The sequence below is a fragment of the Desulfobacter postgatei 2ac9 genome (assembly GCF_000233695.2).
GTDB classification, from domain to species: Bacteria; Desulfobacterota; Desulfobacteria; order Desulfobacterales; family Desulfobacteraceae; genus Desulfobacter; species Desulfobacter postgatei.
On sequence record NZ_CM001488.1, the window covers coordinates 222,855 to 245,511 of the forward strand.

General features: G+C 45.4%; 23 protein-coding genes. 4 read left to right on the forward strand and 19 right to left on the reverse strand.

Translation table 11 applies throughout. The features are described from left to right. Positions 1-18: 18 nt before the first annotated feature. From DESPODRAFT_RS01185 to acsA, 5 genes are read right to left on the reverse strand one after another with little or no spacing between them, the layout of a single operon-like run. Positions 19-270: an acyl carrier protein gene (locus DESPODRAFT_RS01185; protein ID WP_004070676.1), complete on the reverse strand. Its 252-nt coding sequence runs from the start codon at positions 268-270 to the stop codon at positions 19-21. Continuing rightward, a complete protein-coding gene (locus tag DESPODRAFT_RS01190) occupies positions 267-1,424 on the reverse strand; it encodes a dihydrolipoamide acetyltransferase family protein (protein WP_004070678.1) in 1,158 nt (385 codons plus the stop codon). The genes DESPODRAFT_RS01185 and DESPODRAFT_RS01190 overlap by 4 nt, the downstream gene beginning before the upstream one ends. Then, positions 1,421-2,410 carry an alpha-ketoacid dehydrogenase subunit beta gene (locus DESPODRAFT_RS01195; protein WP_004070680.1) on the reverse strand — a complete coding sequence of 330 codons (990 nt, stop codon included), beginning with the start codon at positions 2,408-2,410 and terminating at the stop codon, positions 1,421-1,423. Before DESPODRAFT_RS01195 ends, DESPODRAFT_RS01190 begins: the two co-directional genes overlap by 4 nt. Beyond that, positions 2,407-3,375, reverse strand: a complete 969-nt coding sequence (gene pdhA / locus DESPODRAFT_RS01200) for a pyruvate dehydrogenase (acetyl-transferring) E1 component subunit alpha (RefSeq protein WP_004070682.1) — start codon at positions 3,373-3,375, stop codon at positions 2,407-2,409. Before pdhA ends, DESPODRAFT_RS01195 begins: the two co-directional genes overlap by 4 nt. 22 nt (positions 3,376-3,397) lie before the next feature. Further along, positions 3,398-5,149 carry an acetate--CoA ligase gene (gene acsA / locus DESPODRAFT_RS01205; RefSeq protein WP_040016119.1) on the reverse strand — a complete coding sequence of 584 codons (1,752 nt, stop codon included), beginning with the start codon at positions 5,147-5,149 and terminating at the stop codon, positions 3,398-3,400. 374 nt (positions 5,150-5,523) lie between these two features. On the opposite strand from acsA, the gene DESPODRAFT_RS20790 reads away from it, so the two are divergent. The 3 genes from DESPODRAFT_RS20790 to DESPODRAFT_RS01215 all read left to right on the forward strand — a co-directional run bounded on the left by DESPODRAFT_RS20790 (position 5,524) and on the right by DESPODRAFT_RS01215 (position 10,178). After that, positions 5,524-6,126 (forward strand): hypothetical protein, encoded by a 603-nt coding sequence (locus tag DESPODRAFT_RS20790; protein ID WP_004070686.1) that lies wholly within the window; start codon positions 5,524-5,526, stop codon positions 6,124-6,126. After that, a complete protein-coding gene (locus tag DESPODRAFT_RS20795) occupies positions 6,084-6,929 on the forward strand; it encodes a hypothetical protein (RefSeq protein WP_004070694.1) in 846 nt (281 codons plus the stop codon). The genes DESPODRAFT_RS20790 and DESPODRAFT_RS20795 overlap by 43 nt, the downstream gene beginning before the upstream one ends. A gap of 525 nt (positions 6,930-7,454) precedes the next feature. Further along, the gene (locus DESPODRAFT_RS01215; protein WP_004070696.1) at positions 7,455-10,178 is read left to right on the forward strand and encodes a cation-transporting P-type ATPase; all 2,724 of its coding nucleotides are present in this window, start codon (positions 7,455-7,457) and stop codon (positions 10,176-10,178) included. A 33-nt stretch (positions 10,179-10,211) separates the two neighbouring features. On the opposite strand, the gene DESPODRAFT_RS21400 is transcribed toward DESPODRAFT_RS01215, so the two are convergent. From DESPODRAFT_RS21400 to DESPODRAFT_RS01230, 3 genes are all read right to left on the reverse strand, one after another. Continuing rightward, positions 10,212-10,718, reverse strand: coding sequence for an ATP-binding protein (locus DESPODRAFT_RS21400; protein WP_280985104.1), 507 nt, complete (start codon positions 10,716-10,718; stop codon positions 10,212-10,214). Positions 10,719-11,038: 320 nt separating this feature from the next. Next, entirely contained in the window at positions 11,039-11,233 is a 195-nt protein-coding gene (locus DESPODRAFT_RS21650; protein WP_280985105.1) for a transposase, read from the reverse strand. Further along, entirely contained in the window at positions 11,169-12,050 is an 882-nt protein-coding gene (locus tag DESPODRAFT_RS01230) for an IS630 family transposase (RefSeq protein ID WP_004070698.1), read from the reverse strand. Before DESPODRAFT_RS01230 ends, DESPODRAFT_RS21650 begins: the two co-directional genes overlap by 65 nt. A gap of 390 nt (positions 12,051-12,440) precedes the next feature. Between DESPODRAFT_RS01230 and DESPODRAFT_RS01240 the strand changes: the two genes are divergently transcribed. Further along, positions 12,441-13,520, forward strand: a complete 1,080-nt coding sequence (locus DESPODRAFT_RS01240) for a GGDEF domain-containing protein (protein WP_004070701.1) — start codon at positions 12,441-12,443, stop codon at positions 13,518-13,520. 31 nt (positions 13,521-13,551) lie between these two features. On the opposite strand, the gene DESPODRAFT_RS01245 is transcribed toward DESPODRAFT_RS01240, so the two are convergent. The 11 genes from DESPODRAFT_RS01245 to DESPODRAFT_RS01290 all read right to left on the reverse strand — a co-directional run bounded on the left by DESPODRAFT_RS01245 (position 13,552) and on the right by DESPODRAFT_RS01290 (position 22,641). Beyond that, the gene (locus DESPODRAFT_RS01245) at positions 13,552-14,211 is read right to left on the reverse strand and encodes a thermonuclease family protein (protein WP_245531983.1); all 660 of its coding nucleotides are present in this window, start codon (positions 14,209-14,211) and stop codon (positions 13,552-13,554) included. After that, positions 14,178-14,990 (reverse strand): 50S ribosomal protein L11 methyltransferase, encoded by an 813-nt coding sequence (locus tag DESPODRAFT_RS01250; protein WP_004070705.1) that lies wholly within the window; start codon positions 14,988-14,990, stop codon positions 14,178-14,180. The genes DESPODRAFT_RS01245 and DESPODRAFT_RS01250 overlap by 34 nt, the downstream gene beginning before the upstream one ends. Further along, positions 14,977-15,336, reverse strand: a complete 360-nt coding sequence (locus DESPODRAFT_RS01255; protein ID WP_004070706.1) for a hypothetical protein — start codon at positions 15,334-15,336, stop codon at positions 14,977-14,979. The genes DESPODRAFT_RS01250 and DESPODRAFT_RS01255 overlap by 14 nt, the downstream gene beginning before the upstream one ends. Continuing rightward, positions 15,329-15,979, reverse strand: a complete 651-nt coding sequence (locus tag DESPODRAFT_RS01260) for a YkgJ family cysteine cluster protein (protein WP_004070708.1) — start codon at positions 15,977-15,979, stop codon at positions 15,329-15,331. The genes DESPODRAFT_RS01255 and DESPODRAFT_RS01260 overlap by 8 nt, the downstream gene beginning before the upstream one ends. A 10-nt stretch (positions 15,980-15,989) precedes the next feature. Continuing rightward, on the reverse strand, positions 15,990-17,366 hold the full coding sequence (gene mnmE / locus DESPODRAFT_RS01265) for a tRNA uridine-5-carboxymethylaminomethyl(34) synthesis GTPase MnmE (RefSeq protein ID WP_004070710.1): 1,377 nt from the start codon (positions 17,364-17,366) through the stop codon (positions 15,990-15,992). After that, entirely contained in the window at positions 17,367-18,401 is a 1,035-nt protein-coding gene (gene jag / locus DESPODRAFT_RS01270; RefSeq protein ID WP_004070711.1) for an RNA-binding cell elongation regulator Jag/EloR, read from the reverse strand. A gap of 9 nt (positions 18,402-18,410) precedes the next feature. After that, the gene (gene yidC, locus DESPODRAFT_RS01275; protein ID WP_004070712.1) at positions 18,411-20,084 is read right to left on the reverse strand and encodes a membrane protein insertase YidC; all 1,674 of its coding nucleotides are present in this window, start codon (positions 20,082-20,084) and stop codon (positions 18,411-18,413) included. An 87-nt stretch (positions 20,085-20,171) separates the two neighbouring features. Further along, positions 20,172-20,384, reverse strand: a complete 213-nt coding sequence (yidD, locus tag DESPODRAFT_RS19150) for a membrane protein insertion efficiency factor YidD (protein ID WP_004070713.1) — start codon at positions 20,382-20,384, stop codon at positions 20,172-20,174. Beyond that, positions 20,385-20,732: a ribonuclease P protein component gene (rnpA, locus tag DESPODRAFT_RS01280; protein WP_004070714.1), complete on the reverse strand. Its 348-nt coding sequence runs from the start codon at positions 20,730-20,732 to the stop codon at positions 20,385-20,387. A 16-nt stretch (positions 20,733-20,748) separates the two neighbouring features. Then, positions 20,749-20,886, reverse strand: a complete 138-nt coding sequence (gene rpmH / locus DESPODRAFT_RS01285; protein ID WP_004070715.1) for a 50S ribosomal protein L34 — start codon at positions 20,884-20,886, stop codon at positions 20,749-20,751. A 171-nt stretch (positions 20,887-21,057) separates the two neighbouring features. Beyond that, the gene (locus tag DESPODRAFT_RS01290; RefSeq protein WP_004070716.1) at positions 21,058-22,641 is read right to left on the reverse strand and encodes an Rne/Rng family ribonuclease; all 1,584 of its coding nucleotides are present in this window, start codon (positions 22,639-22,641) and stop codon (positions 21,058-21,060) included. Positions 22,642-22,657 lie beyond the last annotated feature (16 nt).

Consider the following 22,657-nt stretch of genomic DNA (forward strand, 5'->3'; position numbering starts at 1 on the left):
ATACCCTTCATACATAGATTAATTCAATTTTATCCGCTCGACAAAGTACTCTGTCATACCGTTTAGTGTATCAACCTTTCCATAGTCCGCTTCGGGAACCTGTACCCCAAGCTGTTCATATAAAGCAGTAAGAAGGTGTAAAAAATCATACGAATCGATCTCTAAAGCGTTTTGCAGATTTTCATCTGATGGGATATCATCATATTCAAGATCGGGAGCGATTATTCGTATCTGCTGAATTATGGATGTTTTGATCTGTTCTTTGTTCATAGCAGCTCCTTGGGATTTTGTAAAATGCGGTTGAATTTATCAAGGAAAAGCGCCCCCGTACGGCCGTCCGTAGCTCTATGGTCACCGGCTAACGTAGCTTTCATGACCTTTTGTACAATAACTTTGTTCTCCTGCACCCAAGGCGTATCGATAATTTTACCCAAGCCTATAAGCGCAACCTGAGGCGGATAGATGACGCCATAGACATTTTCCACACCAAGATCACCCAGATTTGTGATCGTAATGCTCTGCTGTGTCAGTTCTGCTCCGCGCAACTTGCCGGCTCTTGTGCGCATGATAAGATCATCCAGTGCCTGCATGGTCCGGCTCAAATTCATATCTTTTGCACCGAGCAAAGCCGGCGTGATCACTCCTTTTTTACGAAGTGCAATGGCAATACCGGGGTGAATTTCTTTGCAAACTTGATGATAACCTTCTTGCCAGTAACCGTTTAATTCAGGTACCGCTTCAAGTGCCAGCACGACTGCACGGATAATCATGGCTGCAGGTAAAATACGCGCCTTGATAGTAAGATTTTTATTTATCTCTTCCAGCCAAGACAGGGCAGGACTCATATTGACCGAAGCAGAAAGGTAATAGTGTGGAATCTCGGCATTGGAAAGACTCATAGCAGATGCTATAGCCTGGCGCATTTTATCTGCTGAGGGCGTTTTCAATTCGGTTTTGGCAACTGATTCTATCTGGCTTAAGTGTATTTCTCCTTCACTTGTTTTTGCAAGATCAGCCAGATCAAGACCAAGCTGACGTGCTTTTTTACGTGCAGCAGGTGAGGCTTTGATACGCTGAGGCGGTGTTGTATCTTGATATCGGTCCGGCGTGGCTTTTTCTAAAGGAGCTAAAGGAATTGCTTCAGTCTGCGCTTGCGCAGCAGTTACTGACGATACGGTTATATTTTCTTCGTCTGAGCGTATTAACGCAAGAGGCGTGCCTACGTTGCACTCGGTTTCAGGTTCAACCAAAATCTTTTCAATGATACCGTCCTGGAAAACCTCGATCTCAATGACACCCTTGCTTGTCTCTATTTCGGCTATCACCTGGCCTTTTGTCACTCTATCGCCGACCTTGACCTTCCACTGCATTAATATGGCAGATTTCATATCTGCGCCAAGGCTGGGCATTAGAAATTCGCTCATGCTTCCTCCATGATCTGCCTTGCCATGGCGACTATTTTTACAGGTTGGGGGAGTGCGGCATCTTCTAAATGTTTGGCATAAGGAAATGGAACTTCAGCGCTGCAGACCCTTCCCATCGGTGCATCAAGTTCAAAAAAAGCCTGCTCGTTGATACGCGCCATGATCTCGGCAGAAATGCTGCCTGATCTCCATCCTTCATCGACGATCATTACGCGGTGTGTCTTCTTTACGGAAGTCATGATCGTTTCATCATCAAGGGGTCGCAACGAGCGAAGGTCTATCACTTCGGCATCGATCTCTTCTTTTTCCAATATCTTTGCGGCATCCAATGCTTTGAAAAGATTGATCCCGTATGCAAGGATCGTCAGGTCTTTGCCCGGGCGTTTGACAACTGCTTTTTTGATGGGCAGAGGCTTGGCATTTGTATCAAGAGTTCCCTGGGAGTTATAAAGCAGTGAGTTCTCAAAGATAAGTACCGGGTCAGGATCGTTAAGTGCCGATTCTATCATACTGTAGGCATCTTGTACCGTTGCAGGCGTCAGGACTTTGAGCCCCGGGATATGCGCATACCAGCCTTCCAGAGAGTGGGAGTGCTGGGCTGCAAGCTGCTTTCCGCCGCCTGTTGACATACGGATAACCAAAGGAACGTTGAACTGCCCACCTGACATATGCAGCAGTGTTGCGGCGTTGTTCATGATTTGATCCAGGGCCAATAGGCTGAAATTTACCGTCATAATCTCTACGATCGGTCTCATCCCGTTCAATGCCGCACCGATACCCGCGCCCGTATATGCCGATTCGCACAGGGGCGTATCAATGATACGCTCTTTGCCGAACTCTTCCAAAAGACCTTTGCTTACGGCAAAACATCCGCCGTAACGGCCTACATCTTCTCCCATTAAAAAGACCCTATCATCTTTTTGCATAGCATTTCTGATGCCTTCGCGTACAGCTTCCCGGTAAGTGGTCTGGTTATTCTCTTTCATTGTACTTCCTCCGGTGAATAGACAAATTTTTCAAGATCGCTGATTGGTTCCAGTGTTCCATTTTCTGCAAACGTCACGGCGTCATCAATGGTCTTTGTGATCTCATCTTCGATCTCTTGCGCGTTGATTTTTGACCATAACCCTCTCTCTTCAAGGTTTTTCTTAAAAGTTACCAGCGGTCCTTTATCTTTCCACTCATTGACTTCTGTTTTTTTACGGTAAAGTTCTGCATCAAACATTGAATGTGCTCTAAAACGGTATGTGAGACATTCAAGAAACACGGGCCCTTTGCCTGATTTGATATCTTCAACGGCATTTTTTGCAGACTCGGCGACCTGTGTCACATCCATCCCGTCAACCTGAAAAGAATTTATACGGTAGCTTGCCGCTTTTTTGGAAAGATTGACTTCCGACTCGGAGAATTCCAAAGCGGTACCCATCGCGTAATAGTTGTTTTCGCATATGAAAAGAACCGGTAACTGCCACAATGATGCCAGATTTAGAGATTCGTGGAATTCACCCTCTGCTACGGCACCGTCTCCAAAGAAGCAGGCTGTTACCCGGTCGCGTTTCATCATTTTATCCGCAAGCGCCATACCAACGGCTAAAGGCAGGCCTCCGCCTACAATGGCATTGCCGCCGTAAAATCTGCGCTTTGCATCAAAAATATGCATAGAGCCGCCGCGCCCTCCGGCACAACCTTCTACTTTTCCGTACATTTCAGCCATGATGCTTTTAGCTGATATTCCCCGAGCCAATGCATGCCCGTGTTCCCTGTAAGTTGCGATCACGGCATCTTCGGCAGACAAAGCATGCATTACGCCTACGGCAATCGCTTCTTCCCCGATATATAGATGCAAAAAGCCCCTGATCTTTTCGCTGCTGTAGAGCTCGATACATTTTTCCTCAAAACGTCGTATCAAAAGCATTTGAGAATAAAATTTTTTGGCTAATTTTATATCCATGACAATCTCCTGTAAATGAGGGTTATTGTTCTAAGGTCGAGGTGTCCCCCTCGGCCAAGCCAAGCTCTCTTGCCTTTATCAGCCTGCGCATGATTTTGCCGCTGCGTGTTTTTGGCAGATTTTCCTTAAACTCGATCTCTTTGGGTGCAACGGCAGCGCCAAGTTTTTTACGTCCAAAGCCTATCAATTCGCGTTTGAGATCTTCGTTTGCTTCAACACCGGCTTTTAGAGAAACAAAAGCCTTAACCAGCTGGCCGATTATGGGGTCGGGTTTTCCGATAACGCCGACTTCCGCAACTGCGGGGTGTTCCATCAATGCACTTTCTACTTCAAAAGGTCCTACCATATGCCCTGACGTTTTTATGATATCATCGGCACGCCCGACAAACCAGAAGTAGCCATCCTCATCTTTATAGGCCAGGTCACCTGAAATATACCGGCCGCCTTTAAAGCATTTGTTATATTTTTCCTCATTATGAAGATATGCCCTGAACATTGAGGGCCATCCCGGTTTTAAGGCCAGGTCTCCCTCGGCTCCGGGTTCAATTATTTCCGTTACACTGCCATCATCTTCTACTTTTATTATCGACGCTTCAATGCCCGGAAGAGGCCTGCCCATTGATCCTGGTTTAACTGTTTGTGATATCAGGTTTGAGATCATGATACCGCCTGTTTCGGTCTGCCACCAGTTATCATGAATCGGCATTTTAAGTTTTTCCAGGCCCCACAGTACGGCTTCTGGATTTAACGGTTCGCCTACGCTTTGAATCAGGCGCAGCTTTGAAAGATCGTATTCAAGTGTCGGTTCGGATTCGATCCTCATCAGACGCCTGATCGCAGTCGGAGCCGTGTACCATACGGTAACTTTTTCATCTTGTAAAATGCTATACCATCTTTGGGCATTGAACTCTGCTTCATCGGCAATATTCGTTACCCCATGCAGCCACGGGGCAATGATGCCGTATGACGTTCCGGTCACCCAGCCCGGATCGGCCGTGCACCAGAAAACATCATCTAAATGCAGGTCCAATACATATTTTCCACTCATCCAGTGGGTATAAAGCGCCTTGTGAACATGAACGACTCCTTTTGGCATTCCTGTGGTTCCGCTGGTAAAATGAAGTATAGACATATCCTCGGGATCGGTGGGCTCGATCTCAAACTCATCGGAAGCCTCTTTTAAAAGGCGAGGCAGTGAAAGAATTTTTTCACTTTGGTCATATTGCTCATCTATTACTAATATATATTGAAGATCGGGAAGCTGATCCATAATAGGAAGTATCTTTTTTTCAAAGAGTTTCTTTGTGGTCAGAAGTGCTTTTGCATCACCGCGGAGCATCCGCTGTAAAATAGGCTCGGGTCCGAATTGTGAAAAAAGAGGGCAGATCACATTTCGGTTTTTTAAGATTCCTATTGCTGCAATGTAGAGCTCGGGTACTCTTGGCGAGAGGGTAAATATTCTTTCGCCCTTTGCAAGTCCGAGCGATCTTAGGATATTGGCGAATTTAGCCGTCTCTTTTTTCATTTTAGCAAAGCTAAACTCTTGCTTTTGGCTGTTTTGGCCAAGCCACACCAAAGCGGTTTTATTTGCCAGTTTTGAGTTGGCATGGCGGTCTATGGCTTCATGGGCGATATTGAGCCCTCCGCAGGGCAGTCCTTCAAATTGTTCGCCTATTTTTTCCCATTCAAAAGATTTTTTCTCTTTTTCATAGTCGATCAGGTTCGGGGTAACTTTAAGATCAGATATATTTTTTTCGATCCAATTCTTTTCCATTTTTTTGTCCTTTGAAAAGTCCGGATTAATAAGAAGTATGTTAAATGATAAATTGGCAGCATTGAGGAGTGATTGTTCTTTTACAACCATGAAATCCTCAAGCCCCAGTGTTGTTTTGTATCACGAAAGTTAAATTCAATCTGGAATCTCGTACGATAATACTCGATGATCCAGTTTTTTGGGATTAGACAATGTCACAATATTGGGAAATGTAAAGGCTGGTCAAGTCGATGGTATAATACCAACTATTCCAGCTGATATCTCACCCATCGGTTGGCCAGCCTCCACTGAGCAGAATAAAATAAGTTTTACTTGAATACAAGGGTTCCATTGCGATATATGCTTCATTTCTGCAAATAATAAATGAGGCGGATGTGTTAATAGAGAAGCTGTTGCCGTTTGTTGAAAATTATACCGAGTCACTGAATACTGAGTTAACAGAGTCTTCCCCTGGGATGACCTTAAGTAAATCACAAAAATTCTGGCTGGGTTTCTGCATCACTGGAATCATTTTAACTAACAGCATCAATTGGACTGCTTTTTCCCGTATCAGCATAGGACGGTATAAAAAAACAGCTCTTTCCTGGATGTTTCGCCATTCTAAAATTGCTTGGGAGCATTTGTTCCACCTCAGCCTCAAAATTATTTTCAAAGTATATGATATCACCAAAGGTGTTGTCAGTATTGATGATTCCGATAAAAAACGCAGTAAATGCACAACAAAAATTTTTGGCGCCAACAAAATAAAAGACAAATCAACAGGCGGTTTTTGCATGGGTCAAGGCTTGGTATTTTTGGTATTGATAACACCGAAAATAACCATTCCAATAGGCTACGCCTTTCATGTTCCTGATCCAAAAATCAGCGAATGGGTCAAGGAGGATAAAAGGTTAAAAAGGCTGGAGTACCAAAATCAGAACGCTCGAAAAAGCCGGTGCGATCAGATGAATATCCAACTATTTCAAGTATTTCTATAGCTCTTTTAAAAACCTTTGTACAGCAACACCCTGAAATAAAAATAGAAGCAATTGTTGCAGATGCCTTGTATGGTAATGCTGAGTTCATGGATGAGGCTTCAAAAATTGCAGGAAGCGCTCAAGTCATTAGTCAAATAAGGTACAATCAAAATATTTCATTCAAAAACAGTAAAAAATCAGTGGAAAAATATTTTGAAAATATTCAACCGATTCAAAAAACCATACATATACGCGGAGGCAAAGGGGTTGTTGTACTTATTAAAAGTGCCAGAATACATGTGTGTGCCCATAGAAAAAAACGATTTGTCATTGCAATAAAATACACTGGAGAAGAGGACTATCGGTACCTTGTCGCTTCGGACCTGACCTGGCGATATGCTGATATAATAGATGCTTTTACACTCAGATGGTTAGTAGAGGTTTTTATTCAAGACCACAAGGGTAATGAAGGGTGGGGAAATTTGACCAAACAACCTGGTAAAGATGGGTCTTACAGAAGTTTGACCCTGAGTCTGTTGGTTGATCATTGTCTCCTCCTTCATCCGGACCAGGTGGCCTCGATAAATAACAAACTGCCCGCAAAAACTGTTGGCAGCCTATGTGATATCGTCAAAGTTGACAGCATCTTATCCTTTGTCGAACAAATCATTCACAGTGATGACCCAGAATCCCATTTCAAGCAGATCTCGGTATTTTTAAAAGAGCATTTTGTAAAGTCAAATGATTCCAAAAAACACATGAATCTAAAACCTTGGGGAAATTATCAATCCTCCCCATCATTAAAATATAAAGCATTCTGTTAACATGGGGATAATAACTGGTAGATACGTTCCATGTCAATTTTTAAAAACTGGATCATCGAGTAATAGTCAATGTTATTTTTCCAGTCAAGTTCAAGATTGGTGCTAAACAGATTGCAGGGGCAAAAAAGATCAAAGATACCAGGCGTCTCTGCAGACAACATGGTATGGAACTGATTTCATCTCATAAAGCAAATCGTAAGAAGCCCAAAAAGAGATCGAAATATTGAAACATGAAGAGGATGCAGAGATCATTGATCTGTATTCTTTTGATGAATCCGGCGTTACCGGTGTACCTGAAATTCCATATACCTGGCTGGATGAAGATGAGCCCAGTTGATTCCGAGTGGAAAAACCTCAAGAATCAAGGTTTTGGAATTTTTAGGTAGGCAGAATGACTTTATTTTAGTAATAGAAAATTATATTTGTCTATGTGCTTATGGAAAAAAGCCAACAAAAAAATGTATTGGAACTATAATATCACGATGCGAACAAAACGCGGCAAGATAAAAAAGACAGGAGCTAAATATGCAGAAAATTCATGAAAAATTATGGCATAGTCTGTCATTAACGGATGTTGTTTCCGAACTTGAATCTCACGAATCAAAAGGGCTCAGTGATCAGTTGGCTAAGGACCGCGCGGCACAGTTTGGGCTCAATGAACTTACACGCGCTAAAGGACAGGGGGTGGTTATCCGGTTTTTGTTACAATTAAAACAGCCCCTTGTCATTATACTTCTGGCGGCGTCCTTAATTACTTTGTTTCTGGCAGAATATGTCGATGCCGGGGTTATCTTTGCCGTAGTCATTGTCAATGCTATTATCGGTTTTATCCAAGAGGATAAAGCAATGAAGGCTATCGAGGCACTGTCCGGCGCCATGACCAGTGAAGCTACAATCATAAGAAATGGAGAAAAAAAACGAATCCAGGCTGTGCAAATTGTTCCCGGCGATTTAGTCCTGCTGCAATCCGGCGATAAAGTACCGGCCGATCTTCGATTGATCCAAACCAGGGAACTGCAGATAGATGAAAGCGCCCTGACTGGAGAAAGCGTACCTGTTCAAAAAGAAAAGGCCGTGCTAAATTCAGACATGCCCATCGGTGATCGACGAAACATGGCTTATTCCTCCACCTTGGTAACTTTCGGAAGCGGCCGTGGTATTGTTGTTGCTACCGGTGACAGCACAGAGATTGGTCGAATCAATAAGCTTATTGCAGCAACTGATGTTCTCGAGACCCCACTGACCCGAAAAATCCATGACTTTTCCGGTATTCTGCTTTATGCCATTCTGGCTATGGCCGCCTTCACCTTTGTGATCGGTTTGGTGCGTGGTCAGGATTTAGTTGATATATTCATGGCTTCAGTGGCGTTGGCAGTCGGTGCCATTCCCGAGGGTCTGCCCGCAGCCATTACCATTACGCTGGCCATAGGTGTCTCCCGGATGGCAAAACGTAACGCCATCATCCGAAAACTTCCCGCAGTAGAAACCTTAGGCTCTACAATGATAATCTGTTCGGATAAAACCGGAACCCTGACCCAGAACCAGATGACGGTTCAAGATATCGTGGCCGGCGGACATCGCTATGCGATATCCGGCGTGGGTTACCATGCTGAGGGGGAAATTACACCTGGGGAAAACTCATTTGATACCACAGCCAACATGTCGCTTCACGCCCTTTTGAAAGCTGGTCTGCTCTGCAATGACTCTACACTTAAGAGAGACGGTGAAAGATGGCGGGTGGAAGGCGATCCCACCGAGGGCGCCTTGATCGTATCCGCCATGAAAGCAGGGTATGACCTCAGTGTTCTGGAAAAGGAAATGCCACGGCTGGATACGATTCCGTTTGAGTCTGCCCGTCAGTATATGGCGACCCTTCACGATCAGGGAGAAGGAAAGCCCCGATTGCTTTTTGTCAAAGGATCAATTGAAAGCATCTGTTTGGATTGTGCCACAATGATGGGACCGGACGGCGAACCTGATGTTCCAACCCAAGGAGCTGTAGCGGACTGGGTGGAATTAATGGCTGACAAAGGCCTGAGAGTGCTGGCTTTTGCCCAAAAAGAGATGCCTCCTGACACCACCCGCATCACCCATGCCGACGTGGAAGAGGGTCTTCTTTTCATTGGCCTAAAAGGGATGATTGATCCACCCCGACCAGAAGCTATCGAAGCGGTCGCTACCTGCCAAAGAGCTGGAATCCGTGTAAAAATGATCACCGGTGATCACGCCGTCACTGCCGGTGCCATCGCGCGTCAGATCGGACTTTGCGGTGACACCTGTTCATATCATACCCGAGAGGTGTTGACTGGCCTTGATATTGGCGAACTGGATGATGGACAATTGACAGAGACTGCGGATGATACAGCAGTGTTTGCCCGTGTGTCACCGGAACAAAAGCTGCGGCTGGTAGAGGCCTTGCAGAAGAAAAATTATGTCGTGGCCATGACCGGCGATGGGGTCAATGATGCCCCGGCCTTACGCAAGGCTGATATCGGTGTGGCTATGGGTCTTGCAGGTACCGAAGTGGCCAAAGAATCGGCTGATATGATACTCACCGACGATAATTTTGCTACCATTAAAGCCGCTGTGGAAGAAGGCCGAGGGGTGTTTGACAATCTGATTAAATTTATTACCTGGACCCTACCAACTAACGGCGGTGAAGGTTTGGTTATTCTTACCGCCATTATGCTTGGAACTAAGCTGCCTATACTGCCATTGCAGATCCTATGGATTAATATGACCACAGCCCTATTATTGGGGCTGATGCTGGCTTTTGAACCTAAGGAGAGCGGCATTATGGTACGCCCGCCGAGAGATCCGTCTATGCCGATATTAACAGCACCTTTAATTAGACGAATTGTCATGGTCAGTTTACTGCTTGTGATCGGCAGCTTTGGCTTTTTTGAACTTGAAATTGCCCTGACTGATGGTAATGAGGCTCTGGCCCGTACCGTGGCCGTTAATATGTTTGTATTTGGAGAGATGTTTTACCTTTTCAACTGCCGTTCCATGACCCATCCGGTCTGGACGCTGGGACTGTTCAGTAATCCACTGCTCTGGGCCGGTGTGGGTATCATGACTTTAATGCAGATGCTCTATACCTATCTGCCGGTTTTTAACACCATTTTTCAAAGCGCTCCAATGGGGCAGAGGCAATGGGGGCTTGTCTTGTTAAGCAGTCTGATCATCTTCGTTGTGGTTGAACTTGAAAAAAAAATCAGTCGCAAAAGTATTCAAATTAAACAATAGCCTGATTTAAAAGCTGCAAATATATTTTTTGATTTACAATACCTTCGCCACTAAGCAGCCTCTGATTTCCTCAATGAAGGCGGGTTGACTTGTCTTCGGCAGCTCCGAGCGAAGGGCAGGAAACAGCAGTGTGAACTTTGTTCCGTTTTCATCAGACGCAACAAAGATTTCTCCTTGGTGGTCGAGAACCGTATTTTTTACTATAGTCAAGCCAAGACCACTGCCGGACCTTCCCATCTTCTTCTTGCTGAAAAAGGGATCAAAGATTTTATTCAGGCAATCTTCAGGTATCCCTTTGCCGACGTCCAGCACTTCAAGCATCACATATTCGCCCGAGGACAGATTCTGTTCCGTGTACCCGTCTTTCGTATTGATATTCAGGAGCTGGCATTCCTCCCGGATTCCCCTGGAAATGGTTAAGAGGTCACTGACCACGGCAGAGGCGTTTTGGCCGGATTCTTTAATAATGGCAAGGCTTGCTTGCTCGGATTTTAGGGGACAGGGTGTCGTCCATAAGAAGTATTTCAGGATACGTGGCAATGCCTGCCAGGCTGTTGTTCAGATCATGGGCAACACTGCCCGCAAGATCTCCTAGGTTTTTTAGTTTTTTTAAGTGGTTAAGTTCTTTTTTAAGGACCTGCAATTTTTTTTGATCTGATATATCCCGTATGATGCCATGAAATGTATCCTGCCAGTAAACAAAGCAGCCCAAATTTGCAGAAGTCGGGTAATTTTACGCAAGAAATTCATGCATCTGGGGAAATTCAGAACTGTGTTATTTTTTTCGGAAGACGGCATTAATCCGGGCTTGTTTCAATTATTGATTTGTACATAAGTACATGGACAAATATAAATCCAGGTTAAGAAAACGAAATTGTAAATTCCTTACCGACGCTTGCCAATATATTATTCAACTCAGTTTTCAAAAATTCAAATCCTTTATAAGCAGATGTTGATAGCCAAAAGTACTTGATATGTTTCCATAAAATTTCAATCAGATTCAACTCCGGTGAATATTTGGGGATAAAGTATAGAAAAGGCCTCTTTCTTCCCATGTCCCAATTTGAGATTTAAAAATGGCGCTGTGATGTATTGGAGCATTATCCAGAACAACAATGGTTCTTTTGTTATGTAACGTGAAAACGCATCAAAGCAGGCGGTTACAATATCTGAAGTAACTGAGCAGTCAAAAACGCAAGGAAAGAAATCATTTTGCTTATTCAAGAATCCCAACACATTGATTCTTGAGGTTTTTCCACTCGGAAGCAAAAGCTGCTCATCCTCATCTTGCCAGGCATATGGAATCTCAGGCACGCCGGTAAAGCCAGATTCATCAAAATAATACAAGTCAATGATATTTGCCTGATCTTCATCTTTCAAGATTTCAATTTCCTTTTGCGCTTCCCTGAACTCGTTCTCATTGCGTTTGCTTTTGAGAGATTTCCGTCCTCGACACCAACGCAGTTTTTTTTTTATAATCCGTTTCAGGGTTTTTACGCTGACTTTTTTACCAAATTTTTCCTGTATTTCAGTAATGGCACTTTTAAGTTGTCTTGGATTTTTCTTCACAATATCAATAACTTCATCATGCATCTCACTATGGATCAGCGGCGTTCTTCCAGAACGTGGTTTATCAATTAAAGAGTCAAATTGATATTTTTCCCATCCATCAATCCACTTCGAAACTGTTTCCTGAGTGGTCAAACATATTTGTGAAATCTGACTGATACTATACCCAGAGTTGCTCAATCGGATTGCTTGAGCCCTGAGTTTAGTACGGTTTGACTCTTCATCCGAAAATTCAATAAGTGACAGCCATTTTAATGCCAACGGCTCAATTGGAGAAATAAATTTTTTACCCGTACGTCTCATCTGATATCCTTGCTATGCAAATTTAAAAAAACAATGATTTGTTGCAAAGCAAGATTATACAGGAATTATATTTGTCCACCTACTTAGTTAAGGGGTATTTGAACTTTCATCTAAAATAACTCAAAAACGCAACAGATAACAAGAAAATATTCTTTTGAAATTAAAGGTCTCTTCCGGCGTCACTCCTTTGGCGGGGGATGACAGAACAGTGACGCAGAACCCTGCAAGTTTTTCCTCTTTGTTGATTTATGTTAAATACAAATTTGGCGTAATGTATTTAAATTTAATTGAATATTTTTGTGAAAGTATGCCTGGCATGATTGTTGCTTTTTTATAATTTTAATATTTACAAAAAGGCAAAAAATTTAATTTTATAAAAAAGGAAGGGTCATGAGTACAACGCTTGATAGATTCAGCCATCAATTATCAGCTGTTTTCGGCCTGGTATTCGGATCTTCCCTGAATAGGGCCCATGCACAGAACAAACTGGCCCGCCATATTGTGGCTCTGAATGGAAAAACATCTCCCGCAGAAATTATAACTGAAGTGGCGGACTGCCTGAAAGGTATTCTTGGGTACAGGCTATTTGCCTTTGTGAATAAAAAGAATGCCGGAGTGGATGTCTGGCTGGATCCCAGAATGTATAAACGCTCCATAGAAGATATTATCATAAGAGATTTCCAGATTAAGGACGCCAAGGATCTCACCTATCTCAATACGCATAAAGACCGGGGGGCGTGCCTGGAAAAATTCAATCTGGATTCCCTGGTGCATTACGACCATAAAGAAGAAAATTGTTATTCACGGCTTTATATGATGCCCCGCAGGCCCATCTCCGCATTCCATGATGATGTTGTCCGCATTGTTCTCCAGGGCTGCAGCGCAGCCCTTTCAAGGCAGATTAAGATCGAGCAGCTCAAAGATGCCGCCACCATTGATCCTTTAACCGGCTGCTATAATCGCAGGGCTTTTGAGGCCCAGCTCATAGGCCATGCAGCCGCTGCCGACCGGCACAAAAAACCATTGTCTGTTGTCATGTTTGATCTGGATCATTTTAAATCTTTAAACGATACTTACGGCCACTTAGGCGGCGATGAGGTGTTAAAGCAAGTCAGCGGTCTGGTTCGCCGGAATATACGTACAGAGGATATTTTTGCCAGGTATGGCGGTGAAGAATTTATCGCCATCCTGTCGGAAACCGATAAAATCCATGCCATTGAACTTGCAGACAGACTCAGACAAAAGATTTCCGCATTGCGTATCCCGTTCAATAATCGTACCATACGCGTGACTGCCAGTTTTGGCGTGGCTCAGTTGGGGGGCGATGCCGATATCGTGAAACTGGTTGAAGATGCCGATTCCATGCTTTATAAAGCAAAATTCAACGGACGCAATACGGTTATGCCGGGACTGATAAAGGTGCATAGGGATGAGAATGCACAATCATCGATCCTGGCAAAAGTTCATTGACCCCGCCAAAAAGGCTGTTTTGGGATGGGCGCTACCAGGGGTTTTCTTTCCGCCATGTTTTTGGACTCTTGTACGCCTTCCCCTGTGACCACATACCTGATCTTCTGCGTCTGGCATCAGCTTCAGCTTTCCTGTAGGAAGCGGGATCAAGCGTTTTAGGTAATTTACCCCGGTAAACTTCGGCAAGGCCCTGGCGGACCATGGCCAGATTAATGTTCACGTCCTGGGAAAAAATTTCCGCCAGAATCCGGTTGTACCCGCCGGTACCGTATTGTTTCAAGCGGACTTTTTTTCCCTGAATGAGTCGTTCTAAAAACTTTTTTGCCTGTTGGGAATAGGGCTGCCCCTTCTTTTTTGACCCGCCGGTCTCCGGGGCGTCAATGGCCACCATGCGGATTCGAAATTCAAGATCCTCCCCCTGAACCTGAACCGTATCCCCGTCAAAAACTTTTATGACCGTAAAATTGGATTTATCTATGGTGGAACTGACGGATTCCGGTATTTGCGTCGCCGTTTTATCATAAGGAGAGCTGACATTGGAAAAGTGCCGGATGCCGTTTTCGTCGATCCAGCTGTAAACATCACACCTGGCCTGGGATACGCTTAAGGCCAAAAGGACGGTTACAAGAATTTGAATGGCTGGCCGCATGGATTTCTTTATGGTTTTTTTGTCAGGGTTAGGGCTCCCCACATTTTTTCTTCCCGTTCCCAGTCTATGGAAAATCCCATGGTGCTGTAATAATTTTTTAAGTCGTCCATTTCCCAGGCCCTCACCCCTGAAAGAATCAGGTATCCGCCGGGCACCAGAATTGAACAAATATCAGATGCGATCTGTTTAAGGGTGGGAATTCTTAAATTGGCCATAACAAGGGAGAGCCTTAAATCCCGGGGCGTCATGATGTCGTGGATGACGTTTATCCGGTTTTCAAGGCCGTTGGCTGCAACATTCCGGCAGGCTTCGCTGACGGCATTGGGGTCTGTTTCCCAAGCCGTGCACCGGGACATGCCTGCAAGGCAGGCGGCAATGGCAAGCACCCCTGAACCTGTGCCGATATCTCCTGCCTTACAGCCTTGAAGATGATCTGACGCCCCGGTTGAAAAAAAAAGTCTGTCCAGGGCGGCCAGGCAAAGCCGGGTGGTGGGGTGATGCCCGGTACCAAAGGAGATGCCGGCGACTATGCGGATATCTATATCATTTGGGCCTGCAACGCTTTCAATATCAGGGGGCAGAATAAAAAACCGGTCCGTGATCCGGACCGGTTTTGAAAAGCTTTCCATGACATAGGTGGACCCATACAAATCCTGGTAGTCCACATCCTGGCTCTGAACAAGGGATGTAAGCACTTTTTTTGCCTGGAATGGTGTCAGGGAAAATTCCCGGCTGATTTGACGGATATAAGCCCTGGCTGTCAGGCGTGCCGTGGCATCATTGAGAATACCCAGGGCTCGCTTCCGGTCAAAGAGGGTCATGTCCCTCTTTGACAAGCAGTTTTGTATACCATTGGGCAAAATCAAACATGCCCCTGATTTTCTCCTCGTCATTTATTATGCCAAGGCACATTTCAAGGGCACCCTGGGCATAGCTGTTGGAATAATCATCCGCATCAATGGCTGTGAGAAACTCACGGATCAGCTCCTGGGAGGTTCGTTTGGTTTTATCCTTGCGGATGTCAATGGGATCTTTGGGTTCCTGAAACGGGTCCCATTTGTCATAGCCTGTTTTGATTATCTGCCGCTGGCCTCGTTTTCCCATGGCATCGAAAATGGCTTTTTTTCTTTCTTCAATTTCTTCGCGGGAGAAGTGTGTCTCAGCCATCTTTTTTTACTCCAAGAAATTCATCGTTAAACAGGGTAACCATGGCCATGGATACGGGAATAAGCAGTTCATGCATCCGAATGTTGGTTGAATTAATATCTTTTACCAGTTCGGCAGACAAAAGCTGGAGCTGGGTGTATATTTTGTCCATGTTCAGGGTGGGATAGGCCTTACCCTGGACAAAATTGGTCCGGCCACAGATGTGGGAAGCGCCTGCCGTGGAGGTAGGAATCCCGTATACCCGACAGGTAATAGGGCGGTACTCGTACATCAGGCACAGATTGTTTTCCCCCAGAAGGGGACAGCGGACCCGTTCCTGGGACATTTTTCCAACAATTTCAATCTGATCAGCTCCTTCCCTGACTTTTTTGTATGCCTCTCGCTTCATTTTGACCAAAGCACGGTCTGTTTTATCGGCAATGGCAAGCAGATTGGCCTTTTCATTGCCTGAAAATTTTTCATTAAATTTGTGATTCAGATACAGCGCCTCAATCAGGGTCAGATCAAAAATGGCATAGCAGCAGTCCGAGCATTTTTCCCTGCAGAACACCTCTTTGGGAAACTCCTTTTTAACCCGGTCAAAGACCTGGTCAATCATGCTGACAATCGCTTCGTATTTTACAAAATGTTTATCTAAGTCCATGGGTATACCTTTACTTACCAATGCAAAAATTATTGAAAACAGCATCAAGGATGTCCAAAGATGCGGTATCTCCGGTAATTGTTCCCAGATCGTCAATACAATTCTTAACATCCAGCGCCAGGGTCTCTTCCTCCTGACCGTTTTCAAGCCCTTCCATCATCGTTGTCATATGCCCAAGGGCCTGAACCAGGGCGTTTTTATGCCTCAGATTGGGAATGACCGCATCATTTCCAATTTCCAGATTGCCGATGCAGGTCTCCAGAAGTTTTGTTCTCAGTGTATTTATGCCTTTTCCTGTGAGCGCGGAAACCTCGAGGGGGCAAGGGTCTGAATATTTTTCGGGCAGTTGGGGAATATCAAGTTTATCAGCCAGGTCCATTTTATTGATGGCAAAAAAGACCGGCTTATCTTCCGGAAGAATCTTTGATACGGTTTTTCCGGGAAAGGGTTTTCCGGGTTCAATCACATACAGGACAATATCCGCAGCATCTATCTGATCCCTGGCCTTTTCAATGCCGATGATCTCCACAAGATCATCTGTCTGGTGGATACCCGCCGTATCAACAATGACAAAGGGAATACCCTCAATAGTCAGGCTGTCTTCAATGGGGTCCCGGGTGGTACCGGGAATGGCCGTGACAATGGATTTTTCCTTTTCCAGAATCCGGTTCATGATGCTGGATTTTCCAACATTGGGCTCCCCGCAGATGGCCAGGCGTATGCCGGTTTTTAAAAAACAGGCATCCTTGTGTTGTTGGATAAGACTCCCAATGTTGTCTGCAACGGATTGAAGGGTGGTTTTGTCCTCAATGGTGTAGGAAAACGCGCCTGCGTCATCGGGAAAATCAATGGCAGCCTCAAGTCGGGCCAGAAACTGAGTCAAGACAGATATCATATCCCGGATATTTTGGCGCAGCACACCAAGGTTCTGGGAGGCGGCAAATTTAAGGGATGAGTCTGACCGCGCATTAATGATGTCTGCCACAGCTTCGGCCTGGGTCAGGTCAATACGGCCGTTTAAAAAGGCTCGCCGGGTAAATTCTCCGGGTTCTGCAGGGCGTGCCCCAAGACTGAACAGCAGATCTAATATACGCCGAAGAACAATGGTGCCGGAGTGGGCCTGGATCTCCACAACATCCTCAGCCGTATAGGAACGCGGGGCTTTCATGGGGATGACAAGCACTTCGTCAACCGTGGTATCTCCGTCGCATATAAAGCCGTGGCTTACCCTGTGGGAGATAAATTGCGGTGCCCTTTTTTCCCCATCGGCCGGTGTCTTTGAAAAAATTTTAGCAGCCAGATCAAAGGAGGTGGGTCCTGAAATCCGAATGACACCGATGCCACCGCTTCCAAACGGGGTGGCTATTGCGGCAATTGTATCAGTCATTTACTTTTTGAACCGCTTTTTTCCTCTGTAGGAGTTGCGTTTTTTTGGGAAAATAACCAGGCGTCTGTAGTAACCGTCACCCATGCTCTGGGTGCGGACCTGAGCATCTTCCTTTAGGGCAAGGTGGACAATACGGCGATCCTGGGCACTCATCTGGTTAATGGTGGCAGGCCGTCCGGTTTTTTTGGCCTTTTCCGCCATTTTTAAGGCCAGGTGCTTTAGATTTGCCTTCCGGGTTTCCATATAGCCTTCAATATCAACTTTAACCCTGACACGGGCTTCGCTCTGGCGGTTGATGATTTTATCCGCAAGAAACTGCATGGCGTCGAGGGTCTGTCCCTTACGCCCAATCAGAATGCCGGTATTGCCACCGCTGATTTGAAGAGTGAGTTTGTTCTCCTCGGTTATGCCTTCAACATGTGCATCTTCGGTGATCAGGTCTACCATTTTTTGTACTGTTTTAACACCTAGATCAATGGATGCCTGGGAGACCGGCTCAGGGGGCAGTTCCTCTTTGTCCGGCTTTTCAGGCCTGGGTGTCGGGCTGGCATCCCACCGGCCCGTATCTTCATCATCTTCAAGTAGCGGCTCATCATCTTCAAATAGCAGCTGATCATCTTCAAGTAGAGACTCAGTATCTTCAAGTAGCGGCTCGTTCTCCGGATTCTGAATTTCTTTATCAAGACTCTCAGGTGTCTCTTGCGGTTCTTTTTCTTTTAACGGCTTTGGTTTCGATGCCGGCTTTTGGGTTGCAGGGGGGGATTGTTTGGGTTTCGGTTTGGGATCGCTCTGGCCAAAGGCCTCATCCACAATGGAAAGAATGCCCTCTTTGTCTTCCTTTGATGGCTGTACCTTTTGGGTCGGAACCGTCACACGGATCCGGGCGTCTTTGCGGCCGACGATACCGAAAATACCGGTTGTTCCCGTTGAGATCACATTGTATTTTAATTCTTTTTTGGGGATGTTAAGCTGCCTGCATGCCGCCTCAACGGCTGATGTGACATTCTTTCCGGTAAATTCAAGAGGTTGGTTCATGCGTCCTCCTTAGGCTAAGATCTTTTGTGTGTAATACTGCTGGCCCATTGAAATGATATTGTTGACAAACATGTACAGAACCAGTCCTGCCGGAAAGTTGATAAACAGAACCGTCATGAATATGGGCATAAGCATCATCATTTTTGCCTGCATGGGATCTCCGGCCGTAGGTGTCATTTTCTGCTGGAGCAGGAATGATGCACCCATGAGAAGCGTCAGCACAGGAATACCGTAAGGGGCGTCCATGAAAGGGATGGAAAAATTAAAGTGAAACAGGCGGTCCGGACCGGACAGATCCTGAATCCATCCCACAAATGGTGCGTGGCGCAACTCAATGGCCATGTAGAGCATTCGGTACAGGGCAAAGAAAATGGGCATCTGTACCAGCAGCGGCAGGCACCCGGAAGCCGGGTTGACCTTGTATGTTTTGTACAATGCCATAATTTCCTGATTCATGCGTTGCTTGTCGTTTTTGTACTTTTCCCGGATTTGCATCATTAAAGGCTGTACTTTTTTCATCTCATTCATGGACTTGTAGCTTTTGGTGCCCAGGGGCCAGAAAATCAGTTTAATGAAGATGGTCAGAAGAATGATGGCCACCCCGTAATTGGGGAGAATGTCATGGATAAAGTTCATGGCAATGAGCAGCGGCGTGGCCAGGATATCAAAAAAACCGAAATTAACGGATTTTTTTAAAAAATTGTCATACTGGCTTAAAATTTTATGGCTTTTGGGGCCCATATACAGGGTAAAGGACAACTGGTTTTGTTTATCCGGATCCAATCTGGGCATTTGGGAAACCAGTCGGTTGGTTACAACGTCATTGGCAAAGGAGAGCTTCAGGGTGGCTGTCTCCGGGGTGTCCGGCATCACTGCCGTCAGGAAATAACGGGTGGTGTAACCGACCCAGCCCACAACACCCGAATACGTGTCCTTGTCTTCAATATCCTTGGGATCGATGGTGGTAAACTTGTTGTCAAGATAGGCTGCCGGCCCTTCAAATGCGAACCGGGAGCGTTGCTTGACCTCTTCATCGAAATAACCTGGAACACTGATGCTGATGGCGTCGTTGACCGGTATGTCCGAACCATTCTGAACAATGATGTTACAATGGATAAGGTAGGAGTCCGCCTTGAAGGTCAGCACTTTTTTTACGGTAATACCGTCCGGGTTTGTCCAGGAAAAGGTAATATTTTTTTCCCCTTGGTTCAGGGAAATATCCTTGCTGTCCGCATCGGATGAGAAAACAGCATCGGCCAGTCCCCTGATACTGCCCTGGGTGGTATTAATTGAAAAAATACCCCCGGTAAGATCGGCCAGTTCCTTGGTTACCAGTTGTTTTGCAGGAGAGCCCTCATCATTGGTTTCCCTGTAATCATTCAGGGTCAGGCTTGTTACCGCAGCTTTATGCTCACTGACGCCAATGGTGTAGTAGGGGGTGGACAACGTAATAGTACGAAAGTCCCGTAAGCCGACCTGGTTTCCAGGGACAGGTGCGGGTACTGCCTCCGGGGTGACGTTCGAAACCTTGGCCGAGTCGGGTACAGGCGAATCCATCGTCTGTAAAGGAGCTTCCTGGTTTTGATTATCAGGCTGGGGTGTAGGTGCGAAAAAAAACTGATAGCCGAAAAGGACTACAACTGACAGAGCCACAGCTAAGAATAATCGTTTTTGCTCATCCATCTTCTCTCCTAAAAACAAGGGGGGTTGTTTCAAAACTGTAAAGAAGAGGAAGCAGGTGACGCTTAACAGGTTGTTTTTAAAGCTATTTTAAGGAACCGGATCATAACCGCCAGGTCGGAACGGGTGGCAACGCAATATTCTTTTTATTGCTAAAATGCTGCCTTTTATACTGCCATATTTTTGAATCGCTTCCAGGGCATAGTGCGAACATGATGGCACATACCTGCAATGGTTGCCAAGGAGCGGCGATATAAAAATCTGATAAAACCTGATCAATATGGATAACATCGGCCTGCTCATTTATGTCGATGCAATTTTTTCAAAAAGTTTATTAAGCTTTTCATTAATCTGTTTATTGGACAGTGCTGTCAGACCTTTTCTTGCAATTATGCTGATGTCGTTTGTTCCGGATGCAAAATTTTTCCTGTGTCTGAAATATTCTCTTACAAGCCTTTTTATTCTGTTGCGCGCGACTGCATTCCCCACTTTTTTAGATACGGTAATTCCAATTCGATTGTTTTTTTCTGTTCCCTTGGAAACAGCAGCTATAAAATAACTGGTTCGTATCTTTCTGCCATGTTGTGAAAGCGTTAAAAATTCGGCCCGTTTCCGGAGCCGAGCATCTTTGGGTAAAGAAAAGTTACTCAATACACCCCTGAAAGATTTAAACTGTGGTCAGTCTTTTTCTTCCCTTGGCCCGCCTGGCATTAATGATGCGTTTGCCGCCCGGGGTGGACATTCTTTTCAGGAATCCGTGTTTTCTAGTTCTTTTCCGGTTGCTTGGCTGATAAGTGCGTTTCATAAAATTCTTGTTCCTTGTCCTGTCTTGTTATTAATTGTCAATATATCAGTTGCATAAACTGCAATAAACATGGAATACTAATCCATATATTCATTAATGTCAATCAAACAGACGTTGGTTTTTAAAAATCAAATAGAAAAATAAGGGCGGGCGGATGTTATTGAATCGTCCCTATGGCAGATCTTCTTCTTTTGAAGGATTAGGGGAAAGGGACTCAAATATATGGTATTCCTCAATATGATAATGGGGTTCCGGGTAAATGGAAATAGGTTTTGAAAATTTTGATTCCAGGGAAACCCGTAGATGGTTTTCACTGCCGTGGAAAAGTTGGGCAATTTCCGGATGTACTTTTACCGTAAACCTGTTGCCCATCATATCCTTGGCTTCGGCGGCCAGATCCCTGTAAATTTTGTAGCAGATGGATTTGCCCGACAGCAGGTAGCCGTTTCCATTACAGTAAAAACAGGGTTCACAAAGGGTCCGGGTCAGATTGCGGCGGGTGCGTTTGCGCGTCATCTGAACCAGACCAAGTTCCGTAAGGGGGAGAATATTTGTCTGGCTTTTATCTTTTTTCATGGCTTCGTGCATCTGGGCCATGACCTTGTCCTTGTGGGCGGTTTTACGCATGTCAATGAAGTCAATGATAATGATGCCGCCGATATTGCGCAGCCGGATCTGGTAGGCAATCTCCTTGACTGCTTCCAGGTTGGTTTTCAGGACGGTTTCATCAAAGTTGCGTTTGCCTACATACCGTCCGGTGTTCACGTCAATGGCCACGAGTGCTTCGGTCTGCTCAATGACAATATACCCGCCTGATTTGAGCCAGACTTTTTTTTTCAGTGCCCGGGTGATATCCCCTTCAATATTGTACGCGTCAAAAATGGATTCCTTTCCCTGGTAAAGTTCAACGGAAAGGTTGAGATCGGGCATCAGTTTTTTCAAAAAATTCTGGACGCGTTCATATTCCCTTTTTGAATCAATGATCAGTTTGTCCGCTTCATTGGCCAGAAGATCCCTGACAGCCCGGAATGTGGCATTAAGATCTTTGTAAACCAGGGCGGTGGCCGATATGGTTCGGCTTCTTTCCTGGATATCCTGCCAGGTATTGTTTAAAAATTCGATCTCGTTTGACAATGTGGCTTCATCAATGTCCTTGGCCTGGGTTCTGAAAATATAGCCGAAATTATTTTTACGCAGCCCTTTGAGCATTTCCCGCAGCCGGATTCGTTCTGTTTCATCCGTAATTCGCTTGGAAATGCCGATATGATCCACCGTGGGCATGAGCACCATATATCTGCCGGCCAGGGAAATATGAGTGGTGACCCGTGGGCCCTTGGACCCGATGGATGATTTTGCCACCTGGACCAGAATTTCCTGGCCTTCCACAAGAAGTCCCTGGATGGCGCACTCCGGTGCGGGTGCTTTCCAGGAGTCGGATTCTTCGTCTATCTCATCAACCACCAGTCCATCATCCGGTTCTTCGGCATCCGTGTCCTGTTCCAGCTGTCTGCACAGTTTAAGACTGGCGGAATCCAGTACATCATCCACATAAAGAAATGCAGCCTGGTCAAATCCGATATCCACAAACGCAGCCTGCATACCCGGCAGTACCCGCTGGACCCTGCCTTTGTAAATGTTTCCTGAAATACTTGTGTCATCCCTGCGTTCATTAAAAACTTCAACAATGGTCCCGTCTTCCAGCAGGGCGACCCGGGTTTCATGGGGAGCACAATTGACAACAAGCTCTTTGAGCATAACAAATCCTTATGGT